Origin of the sequence: Acinetobacter sp. 1424608 (genome assembly GCF_000588255.1) — a bacterium.
Taxonomy (GTDB): Bacteria; Pseudomonadota; Gammaproteobacteria; order Pseudomonadales; family Moraxellaceae; genus Acinetobacter; species Acinetobacter nosocomialis.
Window position 1 is genome coordinate 122,410 of sequence record NZ_JFXL01000010.1, and the last position, 10,847, is coordinate 133,256.

The window sequence follows — 10,847 nt, forward strand, 5'->3', positions numbered from 1 at the left end:
TAGGTTATTGCGTACTCTGCTTATTTTTGGAGTACGCCATGTCACTTTTCCCATCATTTTTATTTGCTCTTTTAGCATCTCACTAAAGGGGTGGTTCTATGTATTATCCTTTACTTTCAATTGCTTTAGGCTCAGTTCTAGGGGCGTGGTTGCGTTGGTTTTTAGGTTTAAAACTCAACCCGATTTATCCGCAAATTCCGTTGGGTACTGTTACTGTTAATTTGGTCGGTGGCTTTATTATTGGTTTTGCGATGGCTTATTTTGCTCATAGTGATTTGAACCCGAATTATAAGCTTTTTGTGATTACCGGTTTTTGTGGTGCTTTAACTACTTTTTCAACGTTCTCGATTGAGATCGTCACCTTATTGCAAAGTGGTAAGTGGGGAATGGCGATGTTGGCGATTTCTATTCATTTAATTGGGTCTTTAATTTTTACGTGTTTGGGGTTGGCGACTTATTATTGGGTAGCAGGCAACTGATATTCCGATGTTTAAGGAGCGATATATACTGCACGGCCTCTGTTTTACGATATTCTCCAAGACCATTTGTATAGGCATACCTTACTTTTGAGAGATCAAAAGTAAGCAAAAATCTTTTGTTTCGCTGATGCTACATCCATGTAGCACAGCAAAACAGCGGCATTCATGCCGCTTGTCACGATAGTAAATGATGAATTAAAAACATCTGATTTATTTTAGGATTTGATACGCGTTAAAGCCATCAACAGCCTGACTGAAATCAGCTATATATTGTTTTTGCAAAATATTGGATAAGTGCAAACGGGAAACAGGTTCTGTTGATGACAAATGCCTTTGGTTACTTTGGGCAAAACCAAAGTAACAGAATTAGCTACTTTCATTTGAGAATAAACGGTAAGACTCCGTCATGTATTCACAAATACTTAATTACTTTTTAGTTAAAGCCTGACCTTCAAACTTCACACCATCCCAACCATTTTGCATAAACTGACGAATATTTTGGTGGTCAGTTCCCTCTGGGGTCGCTAATACAGATGCATAGTGCTCTGCAAATAAACTTAAAGTTTGTGCTTGGTCTAAACCTTGTAACTTAGCAAAAGAGAAAACTTTTGCACTGCCTTGATTTTCAGTTGCAGCGTTATGCTGTGCGCCATTTTGAAAAGCTGTTGGAGTATGTTGGTAGCGTGCTTCAATATAAGCTAAAACATCTGAAAATTTTGCTGTGCCTGCTTGTAATTGGGCAAGTAACTCTTGTGCCATAATCTTAAACTTCCTATCAAATAGGGCTTAAGCATAGCATTGAATACATGTTTTGAAAGCTTGAGAGCTATAAAAAATGATGGGTTGTTGAGAAAAATCAGAAGCGTTCTTGTGAAGATTGTGGATAAGTTTAACTTTATACACACCTTAGAAAATCATTGAAAAAATGCACATAAAAAAAGAAGCCTAAGTGGAGGAGATGAGTCTTAGGCTTCCAATGATTTAAGTGTATTGGTTAAAACTTAACGTAAGATTAACTCTTACGATTAAAGCGAGCGAAGCGTTTGTTAAAGCTTGCAACACGCCCTTCATTACTTGCTTGACGTACTTCACCTGTATAGAACGGATGTGAAGCACTTGAAATATCAAGAGTCACATAAGGATAGACTTGTCCTTGATATTCTTTGGTTTGTTTAGTCTGAATGGTACTACCAATTAAGAAGTACACGTCTGCATTGGTGTCATGAAATAACACTTGTTGGTAAGCAGGATGAATATCTTTACGCATGAGAGATTGTCCTAAATTATTTTTGATTAAAGAAATGTTATAACATAACAATTGATAAGTCAATGTAACCTCCGAAAGGTTACATTGATCAGTTCATTGAATTAGTTAGAAGGAGGAACAAGTTCTTCAAATAAATCATTCAGGTTGTCATGTACTTTTAAGTGAATGAGGTTCCAGTAGTGTCCTGAAATGGTTCTATTAACCATTAATGTATCTGGTGAAGGTTTAAAGACATCCCAATATTTTAAAGACTTTTTCACGAGTAACATGCCATCATGATGGGATGAATTCTCTGCAAAATCATAGGTTGTGGTAAGTGGACGCAACAACACTTCAATCCAGAGTTTATAAAGATCGCTCGGGAATTTACCTTTTTCGGTCAGTGATTGCAGGGCAAGTAACTCAGTTTCAATAAGGTCAATATCTTCATGACGAGCTGCATTCACCAATCGTTTAAAGCTATAGACAATTTCATTGGAAAGCGTTTTAACACTGCCATAGTCATAAATAATCACACTACCATCTTGGCGGAAGGCAAAGTTACCCGGATGTGGGTCACAGTGAAAACGTTTTAAAAAAAACATTTCCTGACCTAAAGCGCGGATTAAACGTCGGCCAATTGTATTTCGAATTTCGATAGACCAAGAACTAGCAGTTTCAATGCTGTCACCTTGTTCAAGGCTTAAGGTTAAAATACGTCTTGAAGAGTAATCTTTATAAACAGTCGGTATGATGATTTTGTCATCTAACTTGCTATGAAAAGTTTTAAAGACTTCAAGATTTTGAGCTTCGATTTCATAGTTAAGCTCTGCTGATAGACTATCTTGAATCTCTGCAAAAAGCTGATCTTGCAATTTTTTATCAATCTTAAGTACACCCATTAAGCGTAGTGCTAAACGTACTTGTTTTAAGTCACTTTCGCAGGCTTCATCAACACCGGGATATTGAACCTTAACCACAACTTGTTCACCATTTGGCAAAACTGCTTTGTGAACTTGTCCAATCGAGGCAGCAGCAAAAGGCTGTTCATCAAAAGATTTAAAGGCAGCGTTGAGCGGTTTTCCAAGCTCACGTTCAACTTGTTGTTGAATTGCTGCAAAAGGCATGGCTGGAGCTTGGCGTTGTAGTTTTGATATTGCTTTAGCAACTTCTGGTGGGAAGATATCTTTATACTGCGATGCAATTTGCCCAACTTTCATGACGGCACCTTTCATTTCGCCTAAGGTGTCTGCAATCTGTAGACCGATATCTTGAAACAATTTAGTTTTTGCAGCCAGTTTCTGTTCTTCATCCGCAGTCAGGTTTCGAATCGAGTTAGAAACGGTTTTTGTTGCAATGCTCGCGGTCATTCCTGCAAGTTTCATAAATCGTTTGCCAGGTGAACTTGCATTCTTTGCCATATCTTCGATACCTCGTTGACTACAACATAATATTGTCTAGTTTTGATCATAGGTGACAAAACTTAAAAAGCCTATATGAAATTGTTTATCGCATGTAAGAAAATTTTCGAAAAACAAAACGTTATTTTTAAAGTAAAAAATGTGAAAAGCTTTTCAAAATTCATTTCATAAACAAAGCTTTAATATCTATAAAGTCGCTGTTTTTTTAGTGCTAAGGTGAAGGACATGTTAAATAAGAAATAGAGACAATAAAAGTTATGACCAGTCTAAATTCGTCCTATGGGCGCTCTCAAGCGGTTCCTTTATCTGTATTCGAGCAGTCGAAAGATGCACATATTATTCGTTCTGATGAAGAAGCAATTGAGATTGCCAAGCAACTTGCTCAAGAGTTTGCCCAAGAAGCATCAGATCGTGATAGAGAACGCCGTTTACCCTTAAATGAAATTCAGCAGTTCTCACAAAGCGGCCTGTGGGCCATTACAGTACCTAAGCAATTTGGTGGCGCACAAGTCAAGTATCGAACTTTAGCGGAAGTGATCAAAACAATTGCAAGTGTCGATCCTTCTCTTGCTCAGTTGCCTCAAAATCACTTGGCTTTTATTGAACATTTAAGACTAGATGCGAAACCTGAACAGCAACAGTTCTTCTTTAATTTGGTGCTAAGAGGAATTCGTTTTGGCAATGCATTTTCGGAAAAACACAGTAAAACAGTAGCGGACCTAACCACTAAACTCCAAAAAAACGAACATGGCTATGAAATTAATGGCAAAAAATTCTTTGCAACGGGTGCTTTGCTCGCACATTGGATTCCAATTGTTGCTGTAAATGAACAAGGACAACCTTATGCTGCACTTGTGCCACGTGAAACTTCTGGGGTCAATATTATTAATGACTGGTCTGGTTTTGGACAACGTACCACCGCTAGTGGCACGGTAGAGCTGAATCAGGTGCCAGTACGTGAAGAATATTTAGTTCCGATTTACCAAGCATTTGAACGCCCAACACCAGCAGGTGCTATTTCTCAGTTTATTCAGGCTGCAGTCGATGCAGGTATTGCGCGTGGTGCAATTGAAGAAACGATTCAATACGTCAAAAATCACAGCCGTGCATGGATTGATTCAGGTCTGGAAAAAGCCAGTGATGACCCTTACACCATTGCAAATATTGGTGACTTAAAAATCAAACTGCGTGCAGCAGAAGCAGTCCTTGACTTGGCTGGAGATGCAATTGATCAAGCGATTGCTGACACCAGCGAAGAACATGTAAACCAAGCGACACTATTGGTTGCCGAGGCAAAAGTACTTACCACAGAAATTGCTATTTTGGCTGCCAATAAACTTTTTGAGTTATCGGGTACGCGTTCTACTTTATCTGAACTCAACCTTGACCGTCACTGGCGCAATGCCCGTACCCATACCTTGCATGATCCTGTGCGCTGGAAATATCACATTGTCGGTAACTACTACCTCAATGGAGTTCAGCCACCTCGTCATGCATGGAGCTAAATTCAAGAAAAGACAAGATTAGGAGAATAACGATGACAACAGCCCAAATTGAATTAGAAGAACTATCGGTCGGTGCGGATTATGAGAAGGTTGCAAACAGATTTCGTCCCATTTTTGAGAAAATTGCGCAAGGTGCAATTCAACGGGAAAAAGAGCGGATCTTACCTTTTGAACCGATTCAGTGGTTAAAAGAAGCTAAGTTGGGTGCTGTACGAGTACCCCGTAAATATGGTGGAGATGGGGTTTCATTACCTCAACTGTTCCAGCTTTTAGCAGAGTTAGCAGAAGCTGATTCCAATATTGTTCAAGCTTTACGTGGCCATTTTGCATTTGTTGAAGATCGCTTGGTTGCTCATAAAGAGCATTCGCAAGAAGTCTGGTTTCAGCGCTTTGTACAAGGTGATTTAGTCGGAAATGCATGGACAGAAGTTGGAAACGTACAGATTGGTGATGTTGTTACACGTGTCACCAAAGACGCTTCGGGTAACTTAGTAGTAAATGGTGAAAAGTACTATTCAACAGGAAGTATTTTTGCAGACTGGATTGATTTATTTGCTTACGATGAGGTAAATGACCGTCATGTGATTGCTGCTATTTACCGTCATGAAACAGGTGTAAGTGTGCTTGATGATTGGGATGGCTTTGGTCAAAAGACAACCGGCAGTGGTACTTTAAAAGTACATCAAGTTCATTTGCCAGCTTCAAACCTCATTCCATTTGATCAACGTTTTAAGTATCAAACCGCTTTTTATCAGGTGGTGCATCTTGCAACTTTAACAGGTATTGCGCGCGCTGCAGTCGAGACGTTCAGTCAGGAAATTCGTGAACGCAAACGTATTTTTAGTCATGGTAATGGTGACTTGGTTCGTCACGACCCACAAGTTTTACAAGTGGTCGGTAAGGCCTCAGCTCAAGCTTATGCAAGTGAAGCAATCACCTTGAAAACGGCCGAGGCATTACAAAAGGCTTATGAAAGCCATTTTGCCGAGTCTGAAGTGAAAGAGCATCAGTTTAATGTAGATGCCGAGCTTGAGTCGGCACAAGGGCAGGTCGTAATTTCTAATCTAGTACTCGATTTAACAAGTCAGTTATTTAATGCATTAGGTGCATCAGCAAGTAGCCAAGCGAAACAACTTGATCGTTTCTGGCGTAATGCGCGTACTGTGTCTTCACATAATCCGCTTATTTATAAAGAAAAAGTGATTGGAGATTGGGAAGTAAACCGTACAGATTTACCATTTGTGTGGCAAATTGGAGCAAGCCCTCGGGCAAAGTCTGCATAAAATAAAAAAGCCGATATTTCATCGGCTTTTTTATTAGGTTTGACTTAGGCGCTTTGTATTTAGGTAGAGCCGTGAGAGCAGTAAAACACAGGCGATACTTAAGCCAATAATTAAACCTAACCACACACCAGCTACGCCCCAATCGGTATAACGTGCTAAATAAAGCCCGATTGGAAAAGCAATCACCCAATATGCCATAAGCGTAATCCACATCGGTGCTTGGGTGTCTTGCATCCCTCTTAAACAGCCGGCAGCACTGACCTGTAGGGCATCCATCAACTGATAACCCATTGCAAACCAGAGTAAATACATCGCAACAGGTACAACGTTTATGTCTTGAGTATAAACCGAGACAATTTGTTCACGGCCTAGGGCAATAAATGACATGGTTAATAGAGCAAAAAGTATTGCTGTACTCAAACCAATCTTTTGCACTTGGTACATGGAAGCCCAGTTCTTTTCACCATAATACGTTCCCACGCGAATGGTTAAGGCAATCGCAAGTGAAAGCGGAATCATAAACAGTACCGAAGTAACAGAAATTGCCACTTGATGCGCGGCAATAAACACTTCACCTAGTGGACTAAGGACCAATGCTCCTGTACTAAAAATACTCACTTCAAAAAACACAGCTAAACCAATTGGCAGACCAAGCTGTAAAATTCTTTTAACCCAAGTCAGGTTAATTTTGTCAAATCTACTAAAAATAGAAGTATTTCGATAAGCAGAAGCTTTATAGATATAGCCTGCTAAAGTGATCAGCATGAGCCATTGTAAAATGGAGGTTGCAAAGCCACAGCCTGCACTACCTAACGCTGGAATTGGTCCTAAGCCATGCATAAAAATCATGTTAAGCGGGATTAAAACCACTAAGGCCAATAAGCTAATCGCGGTTACAGGACGTGGGTGGCCTAAAGCTTCTGAATAGCCACGTAGCGCTGCGTACATAGTTACAGCAGGCATACCTAAACCAATAGCATGCAAGAATAAACTTGCTTTAGGTCTTAAGCTTTCTGGAACACCGAATACGTGTAAGAAAAAAGGCATAAGCTGCAAAATGAGCATAGCCATTACACCTAAAATGATGGCAACCCATAATGACTGACGAACAATCACAGGAATTTGTTCTGTATTTCTAGCGCCTTTTGCCTCTGCAACTAACGGCGTAGTGGCAATCATGATTCCACTAAACAGAAGCATAATCGGAACCCATAAACCTACACCTACCGCAATAGCGGCTAAGTCTGCGGCAGATAAATGCCCAGCCATAATGGTATCAATTAACCCGAACCCTGCTTGAGCAAACTGCGTAATTAAAATAGGTAACATTAAATGGAAGAGTTGTTTTAATTCAGCCCGAAACGACGTGACATTCGACACAAAAGGTACTCTTTATAAATATAAAAATGAAACTAGCGCTGCAAGGTGAGTAACACACCAACAAAGATGACCACTCCACCAAGAAACCGTTGCCATGTAACGGGTGTCTTTTCGGTACCTAACCAGCCAAAATGATCAAGTAACATAGAAATGACCAATTGTCCAAAAACGACTAACCCTGTAAAGGTTAAAAAACCAAGCTTAGGTGCAGTATAAATGCTCATGCTAATTGCATAAACCCCAAGAAATCCTCCGGTCCAAAGAAGCCAAGGAATATTAGATATTTCACTTAAAGAGGGTTTTTCAGCACTTTGGAAGAACACCATAATGGCCAAGACAATAGTGCCTATGAAAAATGATAACAATGCCGCTTGTAATGGTGAGTGTAATTGCTCACGAAGCTGAGCATTGATTGCAGTCTGAAAAGCCATGGCAACACCGATTCCCATAGCTAAGGGTAAGATCAGGAAAAGTTGACTAGAGAATTTCATCATTTTTATCAATATTTAAGTATGTTTAAAAACAGTCTAAAGCAATTAAGGTATGTTTTCATAAGCCCATTGATGCAGTCATGTTAAAATAGAAATATTGTGTAAATTGGACCTTGTTCCTTGGCTGTATTAAACCCTGCTTCTGTTCCGTTATCTTTATATATCCACATGCCTTGGTGCGTGCGTAAATGTCCATATTGTGACTTTAACTCGCATGCGGTGCCTGATGGTGCGCTTTCGTCAGAACTCGAGCAAATCTATTTAAAAGCCTTAGTGGCCGACTTTGAAACTCAATTTGAGATGGCCCAAGGGCGTTCAATTCACAGTGTATTTATTGGTGGGGGAACGCCTTCACTCATTTCTGCTAAAGGTTATGCATGGCTGTTTGAGCAGCTTAAGTCATTACTTAACTTTGAAGATGATTGTGAAATTACTTTAGAAGCTAATCCGGGAACACTAGAACATGACCCGTTTGCAGGCTATTTAGAGGCGGGTATTAACCGGTTGTCGATTGGTGTACAGACTTTTAATACAGATCACTTGCAAAAGCTTGGACGTATTCATTCAGCAAACAATGCTATGGATGCAATAGAGCAAGCAAGACAAGCAGGCTTTAAGCGAGTTAATGTCGATTTAATGCATGGGCTGCCTGAGCAAACACTCGAACAAGCACTTTATGATTTAAAGATGGCTGTAGAGCATGGTGCTACACATATCAGTTGGTATCAACTTACTATTGAGCCAAATACCGTGTTTTTCCGAACACAGCCTGTTCTACCTCAAGATGAAGTGTTAGAAGATATTCAAGAGCAAGGCGAAGCATATCTAAAAGCAAATGGCTTTATTAATTATGAAGTGTCAGCTTGGCGTAAAGAGGAGCCTTCTGCTCATAATTTAAATTACTGGGAGTTTGGTGATTATCTTGCAATTGGTGCAGGTGCACATGGCAAAGTAACACAGCCAGATGGCGTCTATCGTTTCCAAAAGACTCGTTTGCCGAAAGACTATTTAGCTAAAGTTCCAGCAGAACATTTGCAAATGAAAAAGATTGAAGCAGATGAACTACCTTTTGAGTTTATGATGAATGCTTTACGCTTAAATGATGGGGTAAAAGCCGATTTATATAAACAGCGTACAGGCTTAAGTTTAGATGATTTAAATGATGTGCTTACTTCATTACGGGCAAGGAAACTTCTGGTAGAGGACAGCACTCGTTTGGCCTGTACAGAGCAAGGGCATATTTTCTTAAATTCGGTACTCGAAGAGTTTTTATAATTAAATAGTCCTAAAGAAAAAGCCGCACGATGAGATGCGGCTTTTTTAATTTTAGCGAGTGGTATAACCACCATTTGCGAAAATCGTCTGGCCCGTAATCCACCAACCATCAGTGACTAAAAAGCGAACGAGAGGCTCAATATCTTCAATTTTAGTAAGTCCACCTAAAGCTGAAGCTGATTTATGGTAAGCCACTGCTTCAGCAGACTCCTGGCCATAAAAGAATGGTGTGTCCATTGGGCCTGGTGCAACAGCAGTCACAGAAATCTGGCGGTCACCAAATTCTTTTGATGCAGCGCGGGTGTAATGTTCAACAGGTGCTTTTAAACCTTCATAGGTTGAATAGAGTCCAGTGTAGGCTGCAAGAAGAGAAGTCACGATTGAACAAATCTTGCCGCCGTCATTTAAATGTCGACCTGCCGATTGAATAAAGAAATAGGCAATTTTTGGGGACTGTTCTAAATTTTGTGTAAGTACTTAATTTTCATTTATCCTTCAGAGGATAATTACAAAAGGTACTTCACATGGATGAAGCAACAATCAAAAGTATGGCTGCCGAATTGGCTAAAGGGCTAAAAACACCAGAAGACTTAAACCAAATGACAGCAGTCTTTAAAAAATTCATGATTGAAACTGCACTCAATACTGAACTTTCAGACCATCTCGGTTATGAAAAGCATCAGCCCAAGAAAGGCTCAAATAGCCGTAATGGGTTTAGTTCTAAAACCATTACAACTCAAGATGGACAACTGGCTTTAGATATTCCCCGTGATCGAGAAGGTTCATTTGAGCCACAAATTATCAAAAAGCACCAAACACGCATCACCAGTATGGATGACCAAATCCTCTCACTGTATGCAAAAGGAATGACTAATAGGGAAATTGTAGCCTTCTTCAAAGAAATGTACGATGCCGATGTGTCAGCATCTCTCATCAGCAAAGTTACCGATGCTGTGATTGAGCAAGTGACTGAGTGGCAAAATAGAGCCTTAGATAGCCTTTATCCTGTTGTCTATCTTGACTGTATTGTTGTCAAAGTCCGTCAGCACTCCAATGTGATTAACAAGTCCGTATACCTTGCTTTAGGCATCAATATGGATGGGCAAAAAGAATTACTGGGTATGTGGATTGCTCAGACAGAAGGTGCCAAATTCTGGCTGTCAGTCATGACAGAGCTAAAAAATCGAGGAGTACAGGACATTCTTGTTGCCTGTGTAGATGGATTAAAAGGCTTTCCTGACGCGATAGCCTCTGTTTACCCTCATACTGATATTCAACTGTGTATTGTGCATGTTGTACGCAATAGCCTGAGATTTGTAAGCTGGAAAGACTACAAGGCTGTTACGTCGGGTCTGAAAGCGATTTATCAGGCAAGTACAGAGGAAAATGCTTTAAAGTCCCTAGACATCTTCTGTGATCAATGGAATCACCAGTATCCCAAAATTGGAGAATCCTGGCGGGCCAATTGGGAAAATATCCGAACGATCTTTAGCTATCCAGCCGAAATACGTCATGCTATTTATACAACAAATGCGATTGAGTCGTTGAATAGCGTAATACGCCATTCAACGAAGAAAAGGAAAATCTTTTCATCTGATGACTCAGTAAAGAAGGTCATTTACTTAGCAACATCAAATGCTGCGAAGAAATGGACGATGCCAATTCAAAATTGGCGTTTAGCAATGAATTGGTTTACGATTCAGTTCGATGATCGATTAAAAGATCATTTATAAAAAATGGAACTTACACAAAATAATTTACAGGCTC

General features: G+C 39.9%; 10 protein-coding genes and 2 pseudogenes. 6 read left to right on the forward strand and 6 right to left on the reverse strand.

The annotated features are described in order from the left end of the window. Positions 1 to 98: 98 nt before the first annotated feature. The gene (gene crcB / locus J678_RS15215; RefSeq protein WP_017393978.1) at positions 99 to 479 is read left to right on the forward strand and encodes a fluoride efflux transporter CrcB; all 381 of its coding nucleotides are present in this window, start codon (positions 99 to 101) and stop codon (positions 477 to 479) included. 165 nt (positions 480 to 644) lie between these two features. Further along, positions 645 to 773: pseudogene (locus J678_RS23180) on the forward strand (hypothetical protein). Between the two features lie 132 nt (positions 774 to 905). On the opposite strand, the gene J678_RS15220 reads toward J678_RS23180, so the two are convergent. From J678_RS15220 to J678_RS15230, 3 genes are all read right to left on the reverse strand, one after another. Further along, on the reverse strand, positions 906 to 1,238 hold the full coding sequence (locus J678_RS15220) for a HopJ type III effector protein (protein ID WP_017393977.1): 333 nt from the start codon (positions 1,236 to 1,238) through the stop codon (positions 906 to 908). A gap of 253 nt (positions 1,239 to 1,491) precedes the next feature. Beyond that, positions 1,492 to 1,746: a type B 50S ribosomal protein L31 gene (locus J678_RS15225; RefSeq protein ID WP_001224256.1), complete on the reverse strand. Its 255-nt coding sequence runs from the start codon at positions 1,744 to 1,746 to the stop codon at positions 1,492 to 1,494. A gap of 101 nt (positions 1,747 to 1,847) precedes the next feature. After that, complete coding sequence (locus tag J678_RS15230; protein WP_017393976.1) at positions 1,848 to 3,146, reverse strand: ABC1 kinase family protein; 1,299 nt, start codon at positions 3,144 to 3,146, stop codon at positions 1,848 to 1,850. A gap of 257 nt (positions 3,147 to 3,403) precedes the next feature. On the opposite strand from J678_RS15230, the gene J678_RS15235 reads away from it, so the two are divergent. Beyond that, positions 3,404 to 4,651, forward strand: coding sequence for an SfnB family sulfur acquisition oxidoreductase (locus J678_RS15235; protein ID WP_017393975.1), 1,248 nt, complete (start codon positions 3,404 to 3,406; stop codon positions 4,649 to 4,651). A gap of 32 nt (positions 4,652 to 4,683) precedes the next feature. Then, positions 4,684 to 5,934 (forward strand): acyl-CoA dehydrogenase family protein, encoded by a 1,251-nt coding sequence (locus tag J678_RS15240; protein WP_017393974.1) that lies wholly within the window; start codon positions 4,684 to 4,686, stop codon positions 5,932 to 5,934. Between the two features lie 33 nt (positions 5,935 to 5,967). Here the strand turns inward: J678_RS15240 and abeM are convergent, their stop codons facing one another. Then, on the reverse strand, positions 5,968 to 7,314 hold the full coding sequence (gene abeM, locus J678_RS15245) for a multidrug efflux MATE transporter AbeM (protein WP_017393973.1): 1,347 nt from the start codon (positions 7,312 to 7,314) through the stop codon (positions 5,968 to 5,970). Positions 7,315 to 7,346: 32 nt separating this feature from the next. Further along, entirely contained in the window at positions 7,347 to 7,808 is a 462-nt protein-coding gene (locus J678_RS15250; RefSeq protein WP_001984522.1) for a DMT family transporter, read from the reverse strand. Positions 7,809 to 7,925: 117 nt separating this feature from the next. Here J678_RS15250 and hemW point away from each other — a divergent pair, with 117 nt between their 5' ends. Continuing rightward, positions 7,926 to 9,080, forward strand: coding sequence for a radical SAM family heme chaperone HemW (gene hemW, locus J678_RS15255; protein WP_017393972.1), 1,155 nt, complete (start codon positions 7,926 to 7,928; stop codon positions 9,078 to 9,080). 51 nt (positions 9,081 to 9,131) lie between these two features. Here the strand turns inward: hemW and J678_RS0104235 are convergent. Next, positions 9,132 to 9,527 (reverse strand): annotated as a pseudogene (locus J678_RS0104235) (SDR family oxidoreductase); the annotation flags it as partial. A 77-nt stretch (positions 9,528 to 9,604) separates the two neighbouring features. Between J678_RS0104235 and J678_RS15260 the strand changes: the two are divergent. After that, a complete protein-coding gene (locus J678_RS15260; protein WP_000343018.1) occupies positions 9,605 to 10,813 on the forward strand; it encodes an IS256-like element ISAba26 family transposase in 1,209 nt (402 codons plus the stop codon). Positions 10,814 to 10,847 lie beyond the last annotated feature (34 nt).

Excerpts from the sequence above, each read along its gene's own strand:
- crcB (WP_017393978.1), top strand. The coding sequence starts at position 99 with ATGTATTATCCTTTACTTTCAATTGCTTTAGGCTCAGTTCTAGGGGCG.
- J678_RS15220 (WP_017393977.1), bottom strand. The coding sequence starts at position 1,238 with ATGGCACAAGAGTTACTTGCCCAATTACAAGCAGGCACAGCAAAATTT.
- J678_RS15225 (WP_001224256.1), bottom strand. The coding sequence starts at position 1,746 with ATGCGTAAAGATATTCATCCTGCTTACCAACAAGTGTTATTTCATGAC.
- J678_RS15230 (WP_017393976.1), bottom strand. The coding sequence starts at position 3,146 with ATGGCAAAGAATGCAAGTTCACCTGGCAAACGATTTATGAAACTTGCA.
- J678_RS15235 (WP_017393975.1), top strand. The coding sequence starts at position 3,404 with ATGACCAGTCTAAATTCGTCCTATGGGCGCTCTCAAGCGGTTCCTTTA.
- J678_RS15240 (WP_017393974.1), top strand. The coding sequence starts at position 4,684 with ATGACAACAGCCCAAATTGAATTAGAAGAACTATCGGTCGGTGCGGAT.
- J678_RS15250 (WP_001984522.1), bottom strand. The coding sequence starts at position 7,808 with ATGATGAAATTCTCTAGTCAACTTTTCCTGATCTTACCCTTAGCTATG.
- J678_RS15260 (WP_000343018.1), top strand. The coding sequence starts at position 9,605 with ATGGATGAAGCAACAATCAAAAGTATGGCTGCCGAATTGGCTAAAGGG.